The following is a 23,365-nucleotide window of genomic DNA, read 5'->3' as shown; positions in this document are numbered from 1 at the left end:
TTTATGATCAAACAACGAGGATCCTAATGAACAATTTTACATATCATAATAGTACCTGTATTTATTTTGGTAACGACCAAATCAGTGCCATTGCCAATATTCCTAAAGATAAAAAAATATTAGTCACCTATGGTGGTGGCTCAATCAAAAAGAATGGCGTTTACGATCAAGTTAAAAGCGCACTAAAAGATCACAATTGGGATGAGTTTTCAGGCATTGAAGCCAACCCTAAATATGCAACCTTAATGTTAGGTGTTGCTAAAATCAAAGAGCAAAAATTTGATTACTTATTGGCTGTCGGTGGTGGCTCTGTTGTTGATGGCACTAAATTTATGGCTGCAGCGGCTTGTTTTGAAGGTGACGATCCTTGGGATATTTTATCTAAGCAGTCTCCTGTGTTAAGCGCACTGCCACTTTCTTGTGTGTTAACGCTTCCTGCGACAGGCACGGAAAGTAACTGTGGCGCGGTGGTGACACGTGAGCATAATAAGTTAGCGTTTATGAGCCCGTTTGTACGCCCTATTTTTGCTGTATTAGATCCAAAGACCACGCTTAGTTTATCGCCACGTCAAAGTGCAAATGGTGTTGTTGATGCCTTTGTTCACGTGATGGAGCAATACATGACTTACCCGGTTAATGCTAAAGTACAAGACAGATTTTCTGAAGGTTTGTTACTTAATTTAATCGAAGAAGGTCCTAAAGTGCTTGCGACGCCAGATGATTTAGAGGTTCGCTCAAATATCATGTGGACAGCAACACAAGCACTTAGTGGCATTTTAGGTGTCGGTGTACCACAAGATTGGGCATCACATATGATTGGCCATGAGTTAACCGGTAACTTTGGCATTGATCATGCGCGTAGTTTAAGTATTATTTTACCGTCAGTAATGCATAATCAACGCCACCTTAAAGAAGCAAAATTATTACAATATGCTGAGCGTATTTTTGATATCAAAAGTGGTAGCACACAAGATCGTATTGATTTGGCTATCAGTAAAACTATCGACTTCTTTAAGAGTATGGATGTACCGACATCACTTGCAGATGTATCGTTAGATGCCGCATCAGTTGAGACCATATTAAGCAGTCTTGAAGCACATAAGATGGTCGCTTTAGGTGAGCATGGTAGCATTGATTTAAAACAATCACGCGCTATTCTTGAGTATGTTTTATAAGTGAAAACAGGCGTTAATTGAGCCGCCTTTTTTGGGTGATGGCTAAAATATCACGCGGACGAAACGCTAAATAACGCATTAAAAAACAATAAAAAGGTCTCTTTTATAGAGACCTTTTTTTATGGGTAAAATATTAAAACAAATTTAACCCAAATGCGCCTTTAACGCGGTGCAGTACTTGATTTGCCTCCTCTTGGGAGCGCGCAGTACCTTGCTTTAATATCTCTAACAATTGCGCCTTATCATTCATCAACACAAGGCGACGTTCACGCATTGGACGCAATAAATCTTGCAAACATTCTTCAAGTATTTTTTTCGTTTTCCCGTCTCCAAGTCCACCAGCACGATACTGCCTTTTTAAATTTTCAACATATTCACAATCCGTATGAAACGCATCTAAATACGTAAAGACCACATTGCCTTCTACTTGGCCGGCATCATTTATATTAATATGCTTAGGATCGGTATACATCGCTTTAACAACGCGCGAGATGTCCTTCTCACTGGCACTGAGTAACAGGCTATTATGCATTGATTTGGACATTTTATTTTTACCATCAGCCCCCGGTAAACGAGGCACTTTACTCAGTAATGCGCGGCACTCACTTAAAATGTTTTCACCCGCAATAGCATTGATTTTACGCACGATCTCATTGGTTTGCTCAAGAAGGGGTAATTGATCTTCACCGACCGGAATAAGCGTGCCATTAAACGCGGTAATATCCGCAGCTTGACTAATAGGGTAAGTCAAAAACCCAGCGGGGATAGACTGCCCAAATGATTTATTGGCAATTTCGCTTTTTACCGTGGGGTTTCTCTGTAACCTTGCCACACTCACCAAATTTGCATAGTACATGGTTAATTCTGCAAGCGCAGGGATAGCAGATTGTAAACAGATCGTTGTTTTTAAGGGATCAATACCGACACACAGGTAATCTGCAACCACATTTAAAATATTTGAGGATACTTTTTCAGGGTGATAACCGTTATCGGTTAAACCTTGCATATCTGCGACTAATATCGTTTGTTGATATTGCTCTTGTAGTATGACGCGTTGTTGCAGTGAGCCGACAAAATGGCCGATGTGTAACGGCCCTGTCGCTCTGTCGCCGGTAAGAATTTTATCAGAAGAGTGCCTAACTGAAGTATGGATTGCTGAAGTATGACGGGGTGTTTGGTTTTTCAAAATATGACTCCTTAAAAAATGATCCATCGGAGACATACACATATATTCATAGCCAGTCTGCCGACGGTTTTGAATAGATGTAATTCAGCGCCGCTCTATAACGAAGAGCGCCACCAAGAAAAAACATTGAATAATGATATATAAATAATTTGCATGCCAATAATGTAACAGTAATTACGTTTCATGCAATAAAAAATGAAAAAAACATAAATACTTACTCAAGATAGATAATGTAAAAGCATCTTGATCAAGCGCTTTTATATTTTCAAAAAATACTAACATATTGAATTGACAATAAAACCCAAACCCCTTAGACTGCGCTTGTCCTTCGGGAACATCTATATCTTTGATATGGGGCTATAGCTCAGCTGGGAGAGCGCTTCGCTGGCAGCGAAGAGGTCTGCGGTTCGATCCCGCATAGCTCCACCACTTTTATACCTTTCGTTATTAAGCACAGTTTCCTACGTAATCAGACACTCTATCCAAACACCCATAAACAGGTATTAACACTCCTTGTATTTGCATTCTGAATATCTTCCTGCTATGAGCAAATTAACTTTACCGCACCCACTATCATCACTAAAAAATCCTTGCCACCAATGCAATCAAACTTTCTAATAAAGTTACCGCCACACTACATTTTCAACCTTAGTTAGGCACTGAGCATCCGTATTTAGAGTCACGTCTTAAATATCTAGCGTCGACGTCGTATAAGCTTAAATTTTAAGTCTAATACAAGCAGAGGACAGGCCCTACAACAACAAATGTAAACAGGAGGAGTATGCGTAGTGATCGTTGATGAAAATCAGCTAGATCAATATGATGATATCGACCTAGCTATCTATGATTTATGGTTAGGTTAGGGATGCGTTAAATTAGAACTCTAGCTCCGGGAACGTAACCACCTGCCTTAGCTATCTGCTGTTTTAATATGTAATTATTATCTTTTGGAAGTCCAATCCATTTTCTTATTTCTTCTATTTTCCTAAATAAATCTAATGAGTTAATGTTGTGGATAACAACAACTCTGTCAGCAGGTTTTACGATGAATTCATTATCGTTAAATTCAGCATCAATAATAGATTGCTCAACACTGTCAAAGGATAGATGAATTAACAGATGGTAATTCATGTTTTCACTAAGATAAACTTCATATATAACCTCAAACCAGGCATCAGGAGCAGGCTCTATTTTGTTATTCAATTTGAATTTTTCAAAAGGAGAATCATAGTCAAAAAGTTTAGGGTATCGATATGAACACCCGAATTTCCCTTCAATTTCTTTATTAATCCTAGTCCTAAAATTATTCGTATCACGAGTGCCAATCAAAAGCCTATTCCCAGTTAATACAATAGGAGTTAACTCCTTATAAGGAGGGGTATTTACATTGTTTTTTCCACCCAATTTAAAGTCTGGATACTTTTCAACGACCAGCCAGAGCAGGTACAAAAAATGAAAATCACCTCGACTTCTTACACAAAAACCATCTATCTCCAGATGTTCTTTATCTCTATATGTACCTTTTCTATTAGCCCACGCAAAATTGTAAAATCCAGTTAGCTCAAATAAGTTCTTTTGACATTTTGAGCATATATCTATAAATTCTGTATTCTTAATTATCTCATTTATCTGTTTTAAAGCTAAATAATCGGTCTCCTCTAACTTATTATTCTCATTGCGAAATTCTTCAGAAAATATATTATGAATAATAATTTTTATATACTCTTTATTCTTGAAGATCTTTAATATTTTCCTATAGAACCTATCCTCCGTGACATCAATATAACTATCAAAGAAAGAATCTAAATCATCATAAAGTTCAACCTCTTCATACCTTCCAGGGTTCCTCCGGGGAGCGCCGCATAGATCGACAATATTTGTCATCAAACTAGGTAAAATAGTCCCTTTACCTATCTTCATTTCACTGATCCGAGCTTCTTCAATTCCAAGTTCTTTAGCAAGATCTTTTTGGTTTTTCTCTATAGACTTGAAGTAAGCAATCGCATGGTTAATCCATAAAATAGTATCGTGTTTAGTTAATTTATTCATAGCTCTTCTCCTTTTTAGAACACAAGCAATGTAACCGATTACAGCACTATTGTAATTACAATATTGTTGTAACTTTATGTAATTTATTGCAACAAGGTCTTAGTAAAGAATGAAGAAACACCAACCAATTGAATTTAAACATATTTAACTATAAATCAGAGAGTCCTTCCTTAGCCATCCCAACTAAACTAATAAGTAACATCGATGATCACAGAAAGAGCCGTTGTCTCTCTGCATAAAACGTTCTGTAGCGCCACACTAGATTTACATCGTTAATGAGGTCAGAGTATCAGCACACATATTCACTACTTAAATAATCATAGTGATCACAAACCTTAATTTCACGACTAAATACAACGCATAAATGACAAGGGAATGTTAGGGAGTGATCTGCTCATGATTAAAGGGAAATGGGATGAACAGTACCCTCAGATATGGAAATCCTGGTATAATAATTGGCATAACTTAAATATGTTCTACCATTATCCTAAGGACATAAGAAAGTCATTTACTTAGCGGTTAGATCTGCATCAAAAAAATGGTCAAAACCGATTCACAACTGGAGAGCTGCTATGAATCGGTTTATAATTGAGTTTGAAGACCGTTTAAAGCGCCACCTGTAAAATGGTAATTACACAGAATTATTTACAGGGTCTCTTTACCAAAGCACTTTTTCATGTACCTATCACCAGCTTCATTAATAGTTACTTTTGATTTTAAGTTTGGATTAACATATTCACCATCTATCTCTTCAAAACCAAAACTGTGAATATCCTCTTTTGATTTTATTAAGAGCAATAAGATTAAAATATTCTCTTTCATATCTTTTTCACCAGTAAATCTAAATTCTGTAACCGAATCTGTATTATTTGTAGATAAACAAATAGAAAAATATTTCAAACAAAAACTGCATGTTACAACATCATTCAACCTTAAAGAGGATATCAGTGTTTTAGTAAATGAAAATCTATCTCTACAAAACTTTTGGTATCGAAATATACGATTATTTCTCTCTTGAACATAATCGGAATCATCGTCATTCCAACCCGACTCATCCCAAGGACATATAAAATCTGGTTCCATTCCAGAAGAGCCAAAATAATCTTCCCAGTCACCCATAAATCACCATATAATTTGACAAAAAAATTTTGTCACGTAGGATAAATACGCGACTAGCTTTGTTATGCTACCTTTTAGAGGTAGAAGCGAGATGTATCGTCCGCTTTAAAATTAGTGTAATCACGCCATACCCCCTAACGGGGGAGTAATGGGTTCCGTAGTTGCTACCCCTGCTAATATTTTATTAGCAGGGGACTCTCCAACACTTTCCATCCAATTTATTAAACCTATAATAGATTTATAATTTTTTTGATATAGTGCGGCTCTTAATTTTCTTTTTGTTTTTCTTGTAGGCTCTCCATGATTAACTAATGATATGCCTGTAACATGAAAGTTATCATTTAAATTACCATATTTTGTTTTACTTTCATTCAAATAGAAACCATAAAATATTAGTATGTTTTTAATCATTTCATGCACTTTTTTTTGAATTTTTAAAAAACAATCATCTACATTATCGCTATATATGCTTATTGTTAAATCATCTACATATCTAGAATAGCAAAAATTTACATCCAATTTAATACCAAGACTATTCAGTTGCTTTTCAATAACATGATCTATGTTACACATTACAATATTTGAGATAACAGGACTCGTCGACAAACCTTGTGGAAGAACATCATCTATAAAACAGACATCTAAAATTTTTTTACTTATTATATCTCTTAGCATATCCTTTTTAATTGATGAAAAAAAATCTTTTATATCAATAGACAGAATATATCCTCTTTCTAGCTTCATATGACACATTGCATTTGATATAGCAGATCTTTTCTTTCTAAAACCATGCGAACACTGGTTTTTAGACAAAATATCGCTGTATTTTTTTTCTAAAAAATTCATTACTTTTTTAAAAAAAATTTTAGTTTCTTCATTACCAACAAATATATCCCTAAATTTTCCATTTCCTTTTGGTATTTTCTTCTTAACCAAAAAAAGAACGTTATCCTCTAGGATATTAATATATCTATTATTTTCATTCATCCACACAACCAACTCCTTTAAATTTTACTTATAATAAGTCAGAGTAATTTCCATATATTTCACTTATTAGACAATATTCAACAACTGAGACATCAAACTTACCATATAAATTAGAGGACCTGATAGCGCCGCCGTCGACGTTAATAAAGATAAGATAGAAATTACTGCATCAGCATTAACTAATTCAGCAATCTTAATTTTAATCAATCCATTGCTTCACTACCTTCTTGAAGCAAATCTGACACAGTATTACTGCTAATGATAACTCAGCTTTACCACTCCTCTTATTACCACTAAAAAGTACCCTTTCACCTCTTAAATAAACGCAGTGATCTGCTCTGGTGAACGGGCAAAACCGAGAACATGTAACCTTAAAAAATACGATAAAAAAAAGGCAGAGCATCCTGAGATGCGCTACCTTTTCTACTTTATTACTAATTTATTTTAAGCCAATGCAGTTGTATGACCTAAAACGCTTTTAACCTGTCATATCCATCAGAAGCTGATAAATATTCCGGCGAGCGTAGCACTCATTAAATTAGCAAGTGTTGCTGCAAGTACCGCTTTAAAGCCGAGGTTTGCAACCTCTTTACGACGCTCTGGCGCCATAACACCAATGCTGCCTAGTTGGATAGCGATTGAGCCAATATTGGCAAAGCCACATAAGGCGAACGTAATAATTACTTGCGAATGATTGGAAAGTTGCTCTTTTACTGACGCAAAATCCATAAACGCAACGAATTCGTTGAGGATAACTTTTTGACCGATAAAACCACCTGCTTGCAGCATTTCATTAGCAGGTACGCCAATAATAAAGGCGATAGGAGCAAAAAGGTAACCGAGTAGGCTTTGAAAAGTAACCCCTTCAAAATTAAACCATAAGCCGACCACACCAATACCTGCATTAAACATCGCTATCACACTGATAAAGGCAATTAACATGGTGCCGATGGCAACCGCTACGCGCATACCATTCATCGCACCAGAGGCTAACGCATCAATTAAGTTGCTATGTTCACTTTTATCCATCTCAACATCGGTCTGGAAGTGTGGAGTGCCTATCTCTGGCACCAATAATTTTGCCATCATTAAACTGCCGGGCGCAGCCATAAAGCTGGCGGCGATCAGGTACTTCAGCTCTACACCTAAGCCTGCATACCCACCTAATACACTACCTGCAACAGAGGCCATGCCACCTGTCATCACAGCGAAAAGTTCAGATCGCGTCATTTTAGATAAGAAGGGTTTTACGAGTAACGGAGATTCACCCTGACTTAAAAAGATATTACCCGTTGCAACAAGTGATTCAGCGCGACTGATGCCAAGGAGTTTCTGCAAGCCACCACCAATTATCTTGATAACAACCTGCATGATCCCCAAATAATAGAGCATTGAAATTAAGGCACTGATAAAGATAATTAAAGGAAGTACGCGAATAGCAAATATGAAACCCGTATTCGCCAGATCACCAAAGAGGAAGCTGATACCTTCATTTGCAAAGCCCAGCATTGATGCGACGCCTTGGCTAACTGCACCAAGTACTTGTTGTCCCATTGGTACGTACAGTACCAACGCGGCAAAACCCGCTTGTAGAAAAAATGCGCCGATGACAGTTCGCCATTTAATGGCTTGGCGGTTTTCAGAACAAATCCACCCACAAAAGACAAGAAACAATATCCCAACAAAACTTATTAACAACTGCATTATATATCCAATTTAGTATTACATAGGATAAGTTTAAGGTGAGGATCACTTGAGTTATGGCGCTCAAAGGTAACAAGAGGACTTAATGTCAAACTCGTTAAGTGCAGACACTTTGGTAAAATGTCATACTGTCCGGCCATAAAAGCAAGTAATAGATTTACCTTAAAACTTACAAAATGCTAGCGAGTCCAACTCCGTGGGGGGTCTTTATCCGTGTAACAGCTAGCATTAATGATAGCGAAGAACCATAGGTTTCAGCCGGAAATGGATTATACAAATAAATGCGCATATGACTAATCAAAAATTCACATGGGAAAGGTTGTTTTTTTGTGATCAACCCCATAAAAAAAGAAAAATAACAGGATCAGGTCTTATATTTTAGCATTATCGTGCCGGTATATAGTGCTTATTAAATAATTGGCATAAAATTTGAAATAACACTTCTTAGCAAAATAGAAGCAGAAAGCCAGTCGAAAATGCACGCGAGGGCCTGCCAATAAATATTCAATGAGTTAATTTTACAATAATACATTGCTAAACTATTTGGGTATAAATCAACAATGTATAGCGCCACCTTGTAAAACAAACCCTTTTAACTCCCCCCTTACTCAGTAAAATGCAGCATTATATTCTCAATGCCATTGCATTGATTGAGCAAAAAACAGGCTTTGACTTAAACGCTCATCGATGACATATCGCTCATCGAAACGCTTTATCTACGATCAATAAAGTCATGTTACAAAAAGTAAAAATGAAGTCAGATTATTTATGAAAAGCCGTAAAAATAACGTAGAAGAGCCCAAGCGAATGTGCTTAGACTCCCCTACTAACCAGAATACACAGAGGTGAAATTTGTCATTAAAAATGGCGCTATCCCAGCGTAGATAACGTCGGTGATAGCGTCGCTGAGGGCCTGTTTTTATTAGCACACACTTTTTAGCGCCTTGGGTATTTACTCACCTATTAAGGTTTTACCTGCATGATCGAGATACTTTGACTGGCAGCTTGCAAGTCGCAATACAAACGCATCACTAATGTCTCGGCCAACTCAAAATAGGGCTGTACTAAATGCGCATGCTCATTTTTAACTAATGTTGGGATCCCTTCATCACTGTCGATGCGGTAATTAATATGTAAGGGTAAAACGCCTAAGAACGGTAATGAAAATTGAGCCGCCAGTTTCGCACCGCCGCCACTGCCAAAAATAGCCTCATTATGTCCACATTTAGAGCAGGTATGCACACTCATGTTCTCAATAACACCAGATATATGAGTATCGACTTTATTAAACATCGCCACCCCTTTTTGTGCATCAATGAGTGCAACATCTTGCGCCGTTGTCACAATCACAGCGCTACTTACGGGCACATTTTGCGACATGGTTAATTGGATATCGCCGGTGCCCGGTGGCATATCGACAATTAAGTAATCAAGCTCTGGCCAGTCCGTTTCATTAAGTACCTGTTGCAATGCCTTACTTGCCATTGGGCCACGCCAAATCATCGCTTCTGCATCTTTGACTAAAAAACCAATGCTATTACACACTAAACCGTGTGCATGTATCGGGTTCATTAATTTTCCATTGCTACTGCTTGGCTGTGCATCTTTAACGCCGAGTAACGTCGGTAAAGAGGGGCCATAAATATCAGCATCTAGCATGCCCACTTTTGCGCCATTTTTTGACAGCGCTAAAGCCAAGTTAACACTGACAGTCGATTTACCGACGCCGCCTTTTCCTGAGGCCACTACAATAATATTTTTGATTTTTGTCATACACGTTTTTTGCGTGTTTTTTTGCAATGCGAGCACATTTTCACTCACTTGCCATTGCAGAGGTTGTGAAAATAACGAGGCAAGAGGTACTAGCGAGTCATGTTGTAACTTTTCTAACCATTGTGGCGCATAAAAAGGTAAGTTAAGCGTGAGAGTATGGCTTTCTTCTGAAAATGAAATACGTTTTTCAGCCACTAATTTTTGCAACACCGGATAGGTTGAGACTTCTGTTAAAATTTTAATAATTTTATCAAATTGACTCTTCTTTTTAAAAAACATGATCGCTCCAAACAATAAAAAACAGATGCAGAGAGTGTAACAAACCCTCTTATCATTTCATCCTTAATTTAAGAGTGGGATTTGTGGCCGTAATTGGGTAGAATTACACTTTAAAAATTTTTAGATAACTGCAAAGGAATTATATATAAAATGCAAAATCAAGATCGTAAAATCCTTGTGACCTGCGCCCTCCCCTACGCGAATGGTCCCATTCATTTAGGGCATATGTTAGAGCATGTCCAAGCAGATATCTGGGTTCGTTTTCAGCGTTTACGTGGCAATAACGTAAGTTTTATCTGTGCTGATGATGCACATGGCACACCGATCATGCTTAAAGCCAATGCAATGGGCATTACACCAGAGCAAATGATCAGTGAGATCAAAGCATTACACATTAAAGATTTTAATGATTTTGATATTAGTTTTGATAATTATCATTCCACACACTCTGAAGAAAATAAAACGCTTTCCACTCATATTTATAATACATTGCATAAAAATGGTTTTATTAAAACAAAAACGATTGAGCAACTTTTCGATCCTGAAAAAGAGATGTTTTTACCGGATCGCTTTGTAAAAGGCACCTGCCCTAAATGTAAATCTGAAGATCAATACGGTGATAACTGTGACAGTTGTGGCGCAACATATAGCCCCACTGAAATGATCAACCCTAAATCGGCTGTTTCAGGTGCAACACCGATAATGAAAGAAACAGAGCATTTTTTCTTCGACTTACCACAATTTGAAGACATGCTAAAAACATGGACACGCTCTGGAGCTCTCCAAATTGAAATGGCGAATAAAGTCGCAGAATGGTTTGAATTTGGTTTAAAACAATGGGATATCACTCGCGATGCCCCATACTTTGGTTTTGAGATCCCAAATGCACCGGGTAAATATTTTTATGTTTGGCTAGATGCGCCGATTGGTTACATGGGAAGCTTTAAAAATCTTTGTGATCGCCGTGATGATCTGGACTTTGATGAATACTGGAACAAAAACAGTAGCACTGAGTTGTACCACTTTATCGGTAAAGATATCGTCAATTTCCACAGCCTATTTTGGCCTGCAGTGCTTGAAGGCAGTGGCTTTAGAAAACCTACCGCCGTTCACGTACATGGTTATGTCACGGTCAACGGTGCAAAAATGTCAAAATCTAAAGGCACCTTTATTAAAGCTAGCACCTATCTTGAGCATTTAGATCCTGAATGCCTACGTTATTATTATGCAGCTAAATTAACCAGTAAAATTGATGATTTAGACTTAAATTTAGATGACTTTATGCAACGCGTAAATTCTGATGTGGTCAATAAATTAGTAAACTTAGCCTCACGTACAGCAGGCTTCATCGCTAAAAAATACAACGGTGAGCTATCTGTCAAAATTGCAGAGCCCGCATTGTATCAAGAGTTTATTGATGCTGGCGAGTCTATTGCCTCTCTCTTTGAAAAACGAGAGTTTGCACGCGCTATTCGTGAGATCATGGCATTAGCTGACAAAGCGAATAAATATATTGATGAGAAAGCACCTTGGGCATTGGCAAAAGAGGCAGATAAAGACATTGAAGTGCAAGAAATATGCTCTATGGGTATTAACTTGTTCCGCGTTCTAATGACTTATTTAAAACCTGTCATGCCAAAATTGACCGCTCGTAGTGAAGAGTTTTTGGCAGAAACGCTAGATTGGGAAGTGATTAAAACACCACTTTCTGGCCATAAAATCAATAAATTCAAAGCCCTTTTCCAGCGCATCGACATCAAAAAAGTAGACGCGATGGTAGACGCCTCTAAAGAAAACATTGAAATAGCGGCCGTTGCTAAAGTAGATGAGAGCGCACAATCTGAGTTAGAAAAAGAGCCTTTATGTGCTGAGATTGATTTTGATACCTTTGCTAAAGTCGATTTACGCGTTGCCCGCATCATTAAAGCGGAGCACGTACCGAAGGCGAATAAATTACTGAAACTTACTTTAGATTTAGGCACTGAAACGCGTACTGTTTTTTCAGGTATCAAATCAGCATGTAACCCTGAAGATTTAGAAGGAAAACTGACAGTCATGGTTGCCAACCTAAAACCACGCCAAATGAAATTTGGTTTATCTGAAGGCATGGTACTCGCAGCAGGTCCCGGCGGTAAAGACATCTATTTATTAACACCTGATGATGGCGCGCAACCCGGACAACGTATTATCTAATAATATTTAGTAAACAAGGTTTACTTTAAATTTAAAAGTCAGTGTTATGTTATGCATACACTGACTTTTTTATTGTATTAATATTTTAATGTTCACATTTTATAAAATAGGAACGGTGCAATGGCCAATATTTTACTTATCGCAAATCTTAACTGCGATCGTATTTTACAACTCGACAGCCCCCTAACAACAGGCGGACGCCATCACTACCAAGATATGGGAAGACGTTTAGGTGGAGGTGGTGCGAATACGGGTATGGGGCTGCTTTTTGCAGATCACAGGGTCACCTTGGTCAGTCAAATTGGTAATGATGAAACAGCAGATTGGCTATTGGCAGAAGCAAGTTTACGGGGCCTAGATTGTCATTTATTACAGCGTAATGATTTGGCCACCCCAGAGCTATTATTACTGATGACCCCTGATGCAGAGCGAACGATTATTCGCCCGCAACGCCCCACATTTACACTAGGGCATGCACCTGATTTTACGCAGTGGCAAGCGCTCTATATTAATTCATCTGCGCTCGGCGCTGCATCATGGAGCGCTGAAGCATTAAACACCTGTTTAGTGGTTGCACAACTCCCAAAAGATGCCAGTGTAAGACCTTGCCATATTTTGATTGCATCCTTATCGGATCTCAATAAACAGCAAGAGGATACCTCCGCATTTTGGCAATTTGCACAGAAAATAGCAGGCCCTGAGTTACGTTATTTTATTGTCACCGATGGCGAAAAAGGCGCACATGTTTATAACGCAACACACATTCAACATATTGCGGCCATAAAAGCAGAAGTGATTGATACAACCGGTGCGGGAGATGCTTTTGCTGCCGGTGTGATTGACGCATTATTGCAAGGTGATGATATATTACAGGCAATGAGCCAAGGCGCGCAGTGGTCAGCAATTGCCGTCTCTACGCAAAGCTCAGTACCCGGAGAGCGTCTGCAGCATTATATTCAATGCATGCGTTGATGCCCTCCTTAAATAAAGCGTTTACACGCTTTATTTATCACTTATAAAACATCATTTTCTGTTTGTAGGCCTTGATCCGCCTGTGATAAATTCAGCAAAGTTACCTCGGCGATGTTACTTAATGCTTCTGTCGTAAGGAACGCTTGATGGCCAGTGAAAATAACATTATGGCAGGCAGATAAACGGCGGAAAGTATCATCTGTGATCGTTTCATTAGAGTGGTCGCCAAAAAACAGTAACTCTTCTTCCTCATAAACATCTAAGCCTAATGATCCGATACGCCCACTTTTAAGCGCTTGAATCGCGTCATCTGCATTTAATAAGCCACCGCGACTGGTATTGATAAGCATCACGCCATCTTTCATTTTAGCAAAAGAGTTACGATCCATTAAGTGATGGTTAGAGTCGGTTAACGGGCAATGCAAACTGATAATATCACTGCGTTTGAAAAGTTCATCGAGTTCAACATAGTCCGCGCCAGCCTGTTTTGCAAAATCAGAGGGGTACGGATCATAAGCTAAAACATGACAACCAAATCCTTTTAGAATTTTAATGAACGCCACGCCAATTTTTCCCGTACCAATCACGCCGACGCTTTTGCCAAAAAGATTAAAACCCACTAAGCCGTCAAGTGAAAAGTTAGCATCACGAGTACGCTGATACGCTTTATGTATACGGCGATTAAGCGTCATTATTAATGCCACACTGTGCTCCGCAACCGCCTCTGGAGAATAGGCAGGCACACGCACCACTGTCATATTGTTTTCTTTGGCAACATAAAGGTCAACATTATTAAAGCCCGCGCAACGCAGTGCAATAATTTTAATACCTAATTCACAAAGCTTGTTTAACACCGGCGCTGATAAATCATCATTTACAAACACACACACGGCATCGGCACCTTGGGCTAATTGTACGGTGTGCATATTAAGCTGTGTATCAAAGTATTCAAACTGCATTTCAGTTTGATCCTTAAGTAAAGGATCAAAATGGTTAATATCATAACTACGTGTACTGAACATGGCGATTTTCATGTAAAAGAACTCCAAGGTGACGTCTAATACCAAAAGAACTAAAAAAAGGGATCCATCTTGCTTATTAAAATTATCCCTCGCTGCGTTGTGAGTTGTAAAGAGAGAACAACTGTCGCACGCCTTAGTCGGGCTAATTTTTCCTGCGTAATACATGGAAGCTTTATTAATTCCATTGGAATAATGTATAAGATATAATTTTTATAATACTTTTTGTGACAGAGTTCAACAAATATTTGATATTAAGTAAAATTTAATCAAGTACTTAAATAGAAGGGAAGCTCAAAAACGTTTTTCTGGACACATAAAAAAACCCGCTAACACCTAATGCCATTAGCGGGCTGATAAAAAGTGTCTATTTATTTTTCACTTTGTGCTGCAATCCAGCTATTAATAGACGCTTCTAATACTTCCATAGGTTGCGCACCATATTTTAAGATCTGATCATGGAAATCAGCCCATTTAAATGCATCACCTAATTCTGCTTGTGCTTTTAATACAAGCGCATGAATAACAATAAACCCAGATTTATAAGAAACCGCTTGGCCCACATAAGCCGCATAACGATAACTTTCTGAATTAATATCACCCGTACCTAATGCAGAGTTTGCATGTAGATATTGTTTAACTTCTTTAATGCTCCAACCTTTGGCATGAATACCAGTATCAACCACTAAACGCATATTACGTAGTTGTGCTTCATTCAAGCTACCAAAATATTGTAACGCATTACATTCTGCCGTATTACTGTAGATACCACCTTGGAAATCGGCAAAATCTTGTACGTCAGTACACATACCGTTTGCATTTTTAAAGGTCGGTTTGCCGTCATTATTTAGCTCACCGTAAATGCCCATAGGAATGCCTAACCATTCAGTATATAGCGCCCAGCCTTCTTCATAAGCCGTATAATTAATATCTTTTAGATACTGTGGTTTATCAACCGGTGGGTACTCTAATGCATAAGCATATTGGAAGTGATGACCCGGTGTTGCTTCATGTAATAATAAAGTAGAGATATTCCATTTTTGTAAGCTTAAACCAGGATGCGTATTTAATATAAATAGCTCACCCTCATTAGAGGCAACACCCGCGTAAGCTTCATCGGCTTTTGGCGTTGGAACGATTTGATACTCTGATTTAATCGGATTGAAGTAACCTTTTACGACTTTATTCGCATCCACTTTAAATTTATTATAATCTTTTAATGCAAATTGACAGGCCGCAACGTGTGATGCTTGCTTACAATTTTCTTTGTATAAATCGCCTGGGTTGTTTTGACCATCACGACCATAAAAGAATTGTTCTGTATTTAAGTAAGCAAAAAATTCAACCAAATCTACTTTATCGGCATTATTTTTATCTATCCAGTTAAACGATCTTAGTTTTGCTTTACTGTCATTTGCCCCTTTATACATCGCTTTGACAGGTAACGTTCTTTGCTCAGCCACAAATTTTGCCACACGGATCATTTCTGATTTTGCATTCGCGACTAAATCCAATCCGATACTGTGTAATTCATCAGCAGATTTACCCGTCGTACTGTTTCTATCCATGTGCCATTTATACCAAGCTTGACCATTTGGCAATGCACCCCAACCGATATTATTATCACTTTCTGTACCTTCACCGCGCGCACTTTTTAACGCTTTGGTTTGTAAGAATGTCATAAAGGTATCTAACGCTTGCTCTGATTGCGCAATAGCATCCGCATAGCTTGTCACAAATTCTTTAGGGTAAAGTAATGGTTTGCTTTGAAGATCTTTTAACCCTGCTTTTAAAATTTGGAAATCATCTTTAGTGAAATTAGAATCTAAGCTTTCAATAAAACGTGCCACTAAAATTTTAGGCAATTCAATGCCTTGTACTTCACCTAATGCAAATTGAGCGCTAACACCACGTACCCAAGAGCTATATTCTTTGATCTCATTCAGATTTTTCTTATATTCATCTAAGGATCCTTTGGTTGCACCAATTTCTTGGGCATTATCCGCTAATACATTGTTAAAATGTGAAAGAGGCATCGTAAAGGCACCAAATCTTGCATTCGGGAAGGCTGCACCTTGTAATGCGATTTTCCTTTCAAAAACAAAAATATCATAATAAATTTTATCGGCTGTCGATAATGAACTTCTATCTAATGCATTAATCTCATTTAAGTATTGCGCATCTAGATTTTGTGCCACTGACGCCATTTGATCCGTTAATATTCCGAATGTAGAGGTGTCTACATTACTTTTTGAGGTGCTATAAGCATCAAAAATACTGCGCATTTGCTGCGCGGGCGCTTCTGTTTTCGTACTCAACGAACTACTAGAACATCCTGTCATAACGCTCGCAGCAATGACTGCTAAAGCGACTAAACTTACCTTGTTTTTTAACATCGTTATTTCCTTAACATTATAAGAATTTTATCTTTACCAAAAGACAGGCTGACAGTAACGTATTTTTATGTATAAAAAATAGACATAACACGCTCTATTTCATATTTTAAGACGATTAAGTTCACGTTTTACAGATCTTCATTTTATGTTTAATTTAAAAATAAACGCAGTGAGTCTCATTATTCATTACATGCTTAAATGACAAAACATATTTCACCTTTTATACCTTTAGTAGACGGAAAACGATTGGTTTTTAATAAAAATATTACTTTAATCATTAAAGTACAGCCAATCCTTAGCTAGCTTTCAAGTGACTCAACACATACAATATACACACTTTTTTAAATGCAGAGATAACGCGTGTATCATCAAGAATTTATAATGCTTTTAGGCGTTTTTGAACGAGCATCCTTAATGTTAATGGCGCTTTTTTTACTGACGCGTGCGCGCCCCTTTCAGCACATCATCCAAAAACAGCAGCGCCGACCTATCGAAACCGCCTTATTGTCATTATTATTTACTTTATTTGCCGTCTTTAGTACATACACGGGTATTGATGTAGACGGATCCTTAGTTAATGTACGCATTGTTGCCATTATCAGTGGTGGTATATTATTTGGTCCTTGGGTGGGGATCCCAGCAGGTATCATTTCGGGTATACATCGCTATTTAATTGATATTAATGGCCCAACATCCCTTCCTTGTTTGATAACCAGTATGAGTGCAGGTTTATTAGCGACAGCTATCTATTTTAAAATTCCTAAAAAAAATTATGCGCTATGGGGGTGTTTAAGCGCCGTCTTTTGTGAAATAGCCACCATGATATTAATTGTGTTTCTGGCAGCAGATAAAGCCCTTGCTTATAACATCATTTCACATATTAGTTTCCCGATGATAGTAGGCTCTCTGAGCATTGGCATACTCATACTGTTAGTGCAATATTTGGATGAAGAAACCAATTTAGTGGCGGCCAAACAAGCCAAGTTGGCCTTAGATATCGCCAATAAAACCCTGCCCTATTTTCGAAAAAACACCCGAGAAGCATTAACCAGTGTCTGCAATATTATTCGCCAAGAAACACAAGCTGATGTCGTCGCCATCACCGATACTCTCGGAGTACTTGCTTATACAGGCGTCGGCGCAGAGCATTATTTTAATAGCGAGCGTAAAATTGGGAAAATGACGCAACAAGCCGTTGACAGCGGCAAACAAATTATTAGTAATAATTTAAAAACACAAGCGTTTCATTCGCTACTCATCATCCCGCTTTGGGAAAATGGAAAAGTCAGTGGTACATTAAAAATATTTTATCGCAAGGCTTATTGTATCAAGCCCGCTTTGCGCGAGATGGCGACTGGTTTATCACAACTCATTTCAACGCAGATGGAGATATCTCGTGTCGAAGAACTAAAAATGATGGCCTCACAAGCGGAGTTTTCGGCGTTACAAAGTAAAATAAACCCACATTTTTTATTCAACGCACTGAGTGCGATTTCAACCTTAATTCGTATTCGTCCCGAACAGGCGCGCCTGTTAATTACCGAACTTGCTGATTTTCTCCGTTATAATTTAGAGCAAGATACCGACCTCATTGATATTCAAAAAGCATTACAGCAAGTACGCAGTTATATTGCCATTGAAAAAGCCCGTTTTGGTAAAAAGCTCAATGTCAGCTTTGATATCGATGATGTGCATTTCATGGTGCCTTGCCTGCTACTACAACCTTTAGTCGAAAATGCGATTCTACATGGGATCCAACCCTCCACAAAACCCGCTAAGCTTTGTATTTTAATTAAAAAACATGGCGCGAAAATCAAGGTAACAATCACCGATACTGGCGTCGGTATTGAACAATCCGTTATCGATAAATTGTACAATGGCAGTATCGAAACAAATCATATTGGTTTGACCAATGTACATCAACGCTTGCTTTTATTATATGGTGAAGGCTTACATGTGAAGCGTTTAAACCCAGGAACAGAAATGATGTTTTACTTAAATAAAGAGGTGCTATGTTAAGCGCATTAATAGTTGAAGATGAATACCTTGCTCAAGAAGAACTCATCTATTTGATCGAAAAACACAGCCAAATTAAAATAAAAGCCTGTTTTGAAGATGGCCTTGAAGCGTTTAAATTTTTACAAACTCAGCGTGTTGATATTGTTTTTTTAGACATTAATATTCCCTCTATCGATGGCATGTTATTAGCTAAAAATATTCATCAGTTTTCACAAAAACCACAGATTGTATTTACAACGGCCTGTAAGGATTTTGCGGTGGATGCTTTTGCTTTAGAGGCATTTGATTACCTTTTAAAACCATTAAGTGAACAACGCGTAATGGGCGTACTGCAAAAGTTAGAGCGTCAGCAGCAGTCCTCTCCCTCCGCTGAGGTTTCCCTACCCTTTTCAGCAAAAACACTTAACTTGTATCATAATAATCGTATTTTTATTACGCCTTTTAATGATATCTGTTATGCCCTTGCTAATGACAAGATCACCCATGTATTTACTGAAAAAGGGGAATTTACAGTACCCTTTACGCTCAATGAATTAATGAATCGACTGCCTAATGACGATTTTTTTCGCGTCCACAGATCCTATTGTGTCAATCTGCAGAAAATTCAAGAGATCATCCCTTGGGTAAATAGCACTTATATGCTTAAACTCTCTACTATCTCAACAAAAATTCCCGTTAGCCGAGGCAACTTAAAAACATTTAAAGCCTTAATGAATTTGTAATTCATCGCCCTACAGTGCAATTCGCGCCAGCATTTTGCACTTCATTTTATTGTTTTATAACACTATTGTGTTCTTTTAATCTCCCTGTATGTTGATTATATACCTATCCAAAATAGGTTTTTTTATCGTATTTAATCATTATTGGAGATCCATGTTATGCCTGCAAATAGAATTCGCTACTTAACCCTTTTAGGGACCATATTGACTGAATTTGCACTAGGATCCGTTTATACCTGGAGCTTATTTAATGCTGCCATTGCCACTAAATTATCGGAATCTGTCAGCAATGTTGCCTTTTCTTTTGGTATTTTGAGTATTTCACTGGCCATAGGCTCATCGCTTGCCGGTAAACTACAAGCACGCTTTGGGGTTCGTAAAGTGACTGTCGTCGCCGGTCTATTATTTGGTCTTAGTCTCTTTTTAAGTGCTTATGCTTCCAATTTAACCTTACTTTATATTTTTGCAGGTGCATCCGTAGGCTTTACAGGGGGGTGTGCTTATCTTATGTGCCTTTCTAATACCGTTAAATTTTTCCCTAATAGGAAAGGACTTGTTTCTGCCTGTGCCATTGGCGCTTATGGATTAGGAAGCCTTGGTTTTAAATTTATTAATATGTATTTACTGCGCACTGGCACTTTAGAGAGCACTTTCATTTATTGGGGAATGATCGCGATGATCATGGTGGTCATTGGTGGACTTATGATGCACGATGCACCAAAAGTTGAAATTAAAAATAATACTAATATAGTAAAAGATTATAGCTTAGCAGAGGCCGTTAAGTTTCCTCAATTTTGGATGTTAGCCCTTATTTTCTTAAGCGTTTGTATGAGTGGTTTATACGTCATAGGTGTCGCTAAAGATGTCGGTGAAAATTATGTACATCTCTCTATGGTGGCAGCTGCATCATCGGTTGCTATCATCGCGGTCGCCAATTTAAGTGGACGTTTAATTTTAGGCGTTTTATCCGATAAAATAGCCAGTATTCACGTGGTTTCCATCGCGCTCATTATTTGTTTGATAGGCGTTTCCACGCTTATTGCACATCCCACTAATAGTACTTATTTTTACTTTGCTATCGCCTGTATTGCCTTAAGTTTTGGAGGCACTATCACTGTATTTCCCTCATTAGTCAGTGACTTTTTTGGAATTAATAACTTAACGCAAAACTATGGGCTAATTTATTTAGGTTTTGGAATTGGCAGCTTAATAGGCTCGATTATCGCTTCAGCTTTTGGTGGCTACGCAGCAACGTTTAACGTCATGCTCGTACTTTTGATAATATCGCTTGTGATGTCATTAAGCATACGTTTGCCCTCTCACAGTAACAACCAAAGTAAAAAACAAAGCAACGAACAGCTGACTCCAGTACTAAATTAAAAACCATCAACATAAAAAGACGAGATGTCGTCTTTTTATGTTGATATAATAACAACAAAGATAAGTTCACCGTGTTCTTTGGAGCCCCGATTTGCGTTACACCCCTTGAAAATTGGGTTCACCCTTAACAATTACGACGCATGAACACTTCTCCAAGCTGGACCTAATAAATCATGTTTAGGTACATGGCTTTATTAAATTATATTGCTCTGTGTGTTTAATTTACTTGATTACTGTTACCATGATCACCTTATTATCACGCTCAATGAGCCACTTCTCTGTTAAAGGTATTCTCGTGCACGCTTTCTTTTCAGAACAACTCGATGTCAGTACATTACGCTCTCACCCATGGACGAGCATGGAAAATGACTCTAACAATATTTATATCGATTTTAAAACGCAGCCCGATTTAATTCGCAGTCATTTAGAAGATTTTCAACCTTTTAATGGCGTGGCTTTTACAGAAACATTTTATCAATTATTAGAATGGATCAATGGCGCCACATCATCACTCGAAAGTAATGATTGCACTTTTAATGCTTGTGAAAAAAACACCGATAAAAACTACCCTTATCAAAAGCGTTGTAGTGCACGATTAATGATTTTATTTCGAGATATTGCAGAAAACTGTCAACAAAAAAGTTGTGATTGGTTAATACAATCTTTGTTAGAGCACATCAGCCGCGAACAAACCGATTTTCCCGCAGGCGCAATTTGTGTGTCTCCATCACCCACTTGTTACCTTGCCCTTGGTAATGGGATTGACAGTGGTGGTATAGGCCAACAAATACAATTAACTTTTTTTGCATATGGCCACAACGAAGCACAATGTTACGATAATTTAGCGCTTGTCTTTAAGACAATTCAAGTTTGTTTGAAAAAGATTGAAAAACAAATTCAACAGGGTGCAATCGATGCGCTCTATGCCCATGAATAACTCCCCTGCTTATAAATAACGGCGAGTCAACATACAAATTTATTTTTACTTTTTATAAAATACGATAAAAGAGCAACTTGCTCTTTTATCCATTCCTAAAGAGATACCGATACGCTTATCCGCTCATTTTGTTATTCGTCATCAACGCGTATTACATATTTTACGCTCGTGATTGCTTGTGCGATAGCTTTGCTTATTGTCCCTATTTTTAATTTTCTGTATTCCAGATGCGCAGAGATAACCATTATTGTGGTAATGGGCCCCGAGTCTTACATGGGATATGTATTAACTAAAGCGAGTCAACGTTTATGGGAAACGCTAATTGGGACCTTTTTAGGCTTTTCTTTATTTTTATTACCTACCAATAGCCTGTTTTTACATGATGTTTTATGATTAGTGCGCCTTGTTATCAGCATTTACTGGGTGAAGGGGAAATATTCATATGCAACCATTTTAGTCGCTGGATCTGGATCTGAAGATTTTTACATGGCGAAGTGACACGCCATTAATGTTGTTTGGGGCTGTTTATTGACCATTATTTGATCCACGCACGTAGCTTACAAATATCCCGCTCTAAACGAGTTTATCATTTAAATTACTCAATAAAAACATCAAAGAATAAAGTGCACTAATGCCATATATCATAAAATAATGAAAAGGGGATAAACAGCAGCTCAAAGACATCCTTATTATGGAACGCCGAGTCGTCAGCGTTTTAGAGACGTTATTTGACCACGCGTGGCGCAGTCAATATGCGTTGCTAAAAATAACAGAAACACCGCAAGTAATGAATGCTATCAATGCATCTAACCCCAATCCTCGCTAAGACACCAAGATAAGATTAGATAAGATCACTTAGATATGATGAAAATATTTTACAAAAGTAACTGCACTTAAAAAGTGAATATTATATAAAATATATAACGGAGAATATAAAAAAATACGCAATGTAGCTCGACTCATTTCGATTGACTGATTTATGGCCGACCATAAGCCACCAAGCTTAAGATTCAGTGTACTTTATCATCTAATATAAAGATACCATACGCTACTATTACTTTGTTACTTTTGGCGTTTAAATGTCTAAAAAAAGGTCACAATAATACCCTTCTAAATGTATTCTGAAGAATAATTTAAGTCAATTCCTAGCAACTCTCTTTTTCTTTTTCCCCCTTAACCCAAGCATAGTAAATCAATGCGACCGCTAAAAGTCCGATACTAAAAACCGATTAAAGATCCTAAAAAATACGGATCCCTTTTTTGTACAAGCAGATTCTTAACAATAGTTCTAAATAACGATAATCCACTAAAAAAACAAGAAAAGTAAGTTTTAAATCTGACCCCTTCCCCCTTTTTCTGCATATAAAAGCACTCAAAATAATTAATATCACAGATCTAAAAGATTAACTTTGTAGCCAAGATCACTGTTGTGCAAAAACGCCTATTTTTCTCTAACGT

At 37.7% G+C, this 23,365-nt stretch carries 16 protein-coding genes, 1 tRNA gene and 1 pseudogene; 10 read left to right on the top strand and 8 right to left on the bottom strand.

Translation table 11 applies throughout. The annotated features are described in order from the left end of the window. Positions 1–26 precede the first annotated feature (26 nt). Entirely contained in the window at positions 27–1,175 is a 1,149-nt protein-coding gene (locus PCNPT3_RS05130) for an iron-containing alcohol dehydrogenase (RefSeq protein WP_015464805.1), read from the top strand. Positions 1,176–1,308: 133 nt separating this feature from the next. Here the strand turns inward: PCNPT3_RS05130 and trpS are convergent, their stop codons facing one another. Continuing rightward, positions 1,309–2,361, bottom strand: coding sequence for a tryptophan--tRNA ligase (trpS, locus tag PCNPT3_RS05125; protein ID WP_015464804.1), 1,053 nt, complete (start codon positions 2,359–2,361; stop codon positions 1,309–1,311). 353 nt (positions 2,362–2,714) lie between these two features. Here trpS and PCNPT3_RS05115 point away from each other — a divergent pair. Then, positions 2,715–2,790, top strand: a tRNA-Ala gene (locus tag PCNPT3_RS05115). Positions 2,791–3,231: 441 nt separating this feature from the next. On the opposite strand, the gene PCNPT3_RS05110 is transcribed toward PCNPT3_RS05115, so the two are convergent. Next, positions 3,232–4,410 (bottom strand): hypothetical protein, encoded by a 1,179-nt coding sequence (locus PCNPT3_RS05110; RefSeq protein ID WP_015464803.1) that lies wholly within the window; start codon positions 4,408–4,410, stop codon positions 3,232–3,234. 405 nt (positions 4,411–4,815) lie between these two features. Between PCNPT3_RS05110 and PCNPT3_RS14260 the strand changes: the two are divergent. Beyond that, positions 4,816–5,033, top strand: a pseudogene (locus PCNPT3_RS14260) (IS256 family transposase); the annotation flags it as partial. A gap of 22 nt (positions 5,034–5,055) precedes the next feature. On the opposite strand, the gene PCNPT3_RS05105 reads toward PCNPT3_RS14260, so the two are convergent. The 4 genes from PCNPT3_RS05105 to apbC form a co-directional block, all read right to left on the bottom strand. Further along, positions 5,056–5,529: a hypothetical protein gene (locus tag PCNPT3_RS05105; RefSeq protein WP_015464801.1), complete on the bottom strand. Its 474-nt coding sequence runs from the start codon at positions 5,527–5,529 to the stop codon at positions 5,056–5,058. Between the two features lie 120 nt (positions 5,530–5,649). Next, positions 5,650–6,516, bottom strand: a complete 867-nt coding sequence (locus PCNPT3_RS05100; protein ID WP_015464800.1) for a reverse transcriptase family protein — start codon at positions 6,514–6,516, stop codon at positions 5,650–5,652. Positions 6,517–7,011: 495 nt separating this feature from the next. Then, a complete protein-coding gene (locus PCNPT3_RS05095) occupies positions 7,012–8,220 on the bottom strand; it encodes a NupC/NupG family nucleoside CNT transporter (protein WP_015464799.1) in 1,209 nt (402 codons plus the stop codon). A gap of 963 nt (positions 8,221–9,183) precedes the next feature. Beyond that, a complete protein-coding gene (apbC, locus tag PCNPT3_RS05090) occupies positions 9,184–10,272 on the bottom strand; it encodes an iron-sulfur cluster carrier protein ApbC (protein WP_015464798.1) in 1,089 nt (362 codons plus the stop codon). Between the two features lie 150 nt (positions 10,273–10,422). Between apbC and metG the strand changes: the two genes are divergently transcribed. Both metG and PCNPT3_RS05080 read left to right on the top strand, forming a co-directional pair. Further along, complete coding sequence (metG, locus tag PCNPT3_RS05085; protein WP_015464797.1) at positions 10,423–12,465, top strand: methionine--tRNA ligase; 2,043 nt, start codon at positions 10,423–10,425, stop codon at positions 12,463–12,465. Positions 12,466–12,585: 120 nt separating this feature from the next. After that, positions 12,586–13,437 (top strand): PfkB family carbohydrate kinase, encoded by an 852-nt coding sequence (locus PCNPT3_RS05080; protein ID WP_015464796.1) that lies wholly within the window; start codon positions 12,586–12,588, stop codon positions 13,435–13,437. Between the two features lie 41 nt (positions 13,438–13,478). On the opposite strand, the gene PCNPT3_RS05075 is transcribed toward PCNPT3_RS05080, so the two are convergent. Together PCNPT3_RS05075 and PCNPT3_RS05070 are read right to left on the bottom strand one after the other, a co-directional pair. Next, positions 13,479–14,471: a 2-hydroxyacid dehydrogenase gene (locus PCNPT3_RS05075; protein WP_015464795.1), complete on the bottom strand. Its 993-nt coding sequence runs from the start codon at positions 14,469–14,471 to the stop codon at positions 13,479–13,481. 356 nt (positions 14,472–14,827) lie between these two features. Further along, positions 14,828–16,852 (bottom strand): DUF885 domain-containing protein, encoded by a 2,025-nt coding sequence (locus PCNPT3_RS05070; RefSeq protein WP_015464794.1) that lies wholly within the window; start codon positions 16,850–16,852, stop codon positions 14,828–14,830. Between the two features lie 381 nt (positions 16,853–17,233). Between PCNPT3_RS05070 and PCNPT3_RS05065 the strand changes: the two genes are divergently transcribed. From PCNPT3_RS05065 to PCNPT3_RS14390, 5 genes are all read left to right on the top strand, one after another. Beyond that, positions 17,234–18,871, top strand: a complete 1,638-nt coding sequence (locus tag PCNPT3_RS05065; protein WP_015464793.1) for a LytS/YhcK type 5TM receptor domain-containing protein — start codon at positions 17,234–17,236, stop codon at positions 18,869–18,871. Then, positions 18,865–19,593: a LytR/AlgR family response regulator transcription factor gene (locus PCNPT3_RS05060; RefSeq protein ID WP_015464792.1), complete on the top strand. Its 729-nt coding sequence runs from the start codon at positions 18,865–18,867 to the stop codon at positions 19,591–19,593. The genes PCNPT3_RS05065 and PCNPT3_RS05060 overlap by 7 nt, the downstream gene beginning before the upstream one ends. Positions 19,594–19,749: 156 nt before the next feature. Beyond that, a complete protein-coding gene (locus tag PCNPT3_RS05055) occupies positions 19,750–20,970 on the top strand; it encodes an OFA family MFS transporter (protein WP_015464791.1) in 1,221 nt (406 codons plus the stop codon). A gap of 295 nt (positions 20,971–21,265) precedes the next feature. Next, a complete protein-coding gene (locus PCNPT3_RS05050; protein WP_015464790.1) occupies positions 21,266–21,907 on the top strand; it encodes a hypothetical protein in 642 nt (213 codons plus the stop codon). A 691-nt stretch (positions 21,908–22,598) separates the two neighbouring features. Next, the gene (locus PCNPT3_RS14390; protein ID WP_269571705.1) at positions 22,599–22,733 is read left to right on the top strand and encodes a hypothetical protein; all 135 of its coding nucleotides are present in this window, start codon (positions 22,599–22,601) and stop codon (positions 22,731–22,733) included. Positions 22,734–23,365: the final 632 nt, after the last annotated feature.

This window comes from Psychromonas sp. CNPT3 (assembly GCF_000153405.2).
Taxonomy (GTDB): domain Bacteria; phylum Pseudomonadota; class Gammaproteobacteria; order Enterobacterales; family Psychromonadaceae; genus Psychromonas.
Note: the sequence above shows the minus strand (reverse complement) of the source record. Positions and strands in the feature narration are given on the sequence as shown.

Coding starts and splice junctions, on each gene's coding strand:
- PCNPT3_RS05080 (WP_015464796.1), top strand. CDS start 12,586: ATGGCCAATATTTTACTTATCGCAAATCTTAACTGCGATCGTATTTTA.
- PCNPT3_RS05130 (WP_015464805.1), top strand. CDS start 27: ATGAACAATTTTACATATCATAATAGTACCTGTATTTATTTTGGTAAC.
- metG (WP_015464797.1), top strand. CDS start 10,423: ATGCAAAATCAAGATCGTAAAATCCTTGTGACCTGCGCCCTCCCCTAC.
- apbC (WP_015464798.1), bottom strand. CDS start 10,272: ATGTTTTTTAAAAAGAAGAGTCAATTTGATAAAATTATTAAAATTTTA.
- PCNPT3_RS05095 (WP_015464799.1), bottom strand. CDS start 8,220: ATGCAGTTGTTAATAAGTTTTGTTGGGATATTGTTTCTTGTCTTTTGT.
- PCNPT3_RS05105 (WP_015464801.1), bottom strand. CDS start 5,529: ATGGGTGACTGGGAAGATTATTTTGGCTCTTCTGGAATGGAACCAGAT.
- PCNPT3_RS05075 (WP_015464795.1), bottom strand. CDS start 14,471: ATGAAAATCGCCATGTTCAGTACACGTAGTTATGATATTAACCATTTT.
- PCNPT3_RS05070 (WP_015464794.1), bottom strand. CDS start 16,852: ATGTTAAAAAACAAGGTAAGTTTAGTCGCTTTAGCAGTCATTGCTGCG.
- PCNPT3_RS14390 (WP_269571705.1), top strand. CDS start 22,599: ATGGAACGCCGAGTCGTCAGCGTTTTAGAGACGTTATTTGACCACGCG.
- PCNPT3_RS05100 (WP_015464800.1), bottom strand. CDS start 6,516: ATGAATGAAAATAATAGATATATTAATATCCTAGAGGATAACGTTCTT.
- PCNPT3_RS05060 (WP_015464792.1), top strand. CDS start 18,865: ATGTTAAGCGCATTAATAGTTGAAGATGAATACCTTGCTCAAGAAGAA.
- PCNPT3_RS05110 (WP_015464803.1), bottom strand. CDS start 4,410: ATGAATAAATTAACTAAACACGATACTATTTTATGGATTAACCATGCG.
- PCNPT3_RS05065 (WP_015464793.1), top strand. CDS start 17,234: ATGCTTTTAGGCGTTTTTGAACGAGCATCCTTAATGTTAATGGCGCTT.
- PCNPT3_RS05055 (WP_015464791.1), top strand. CDS start 19,750: ATGCCTGCAAATAGAATTCGCTACTTAACCCTTTTAGGGACCATATTG.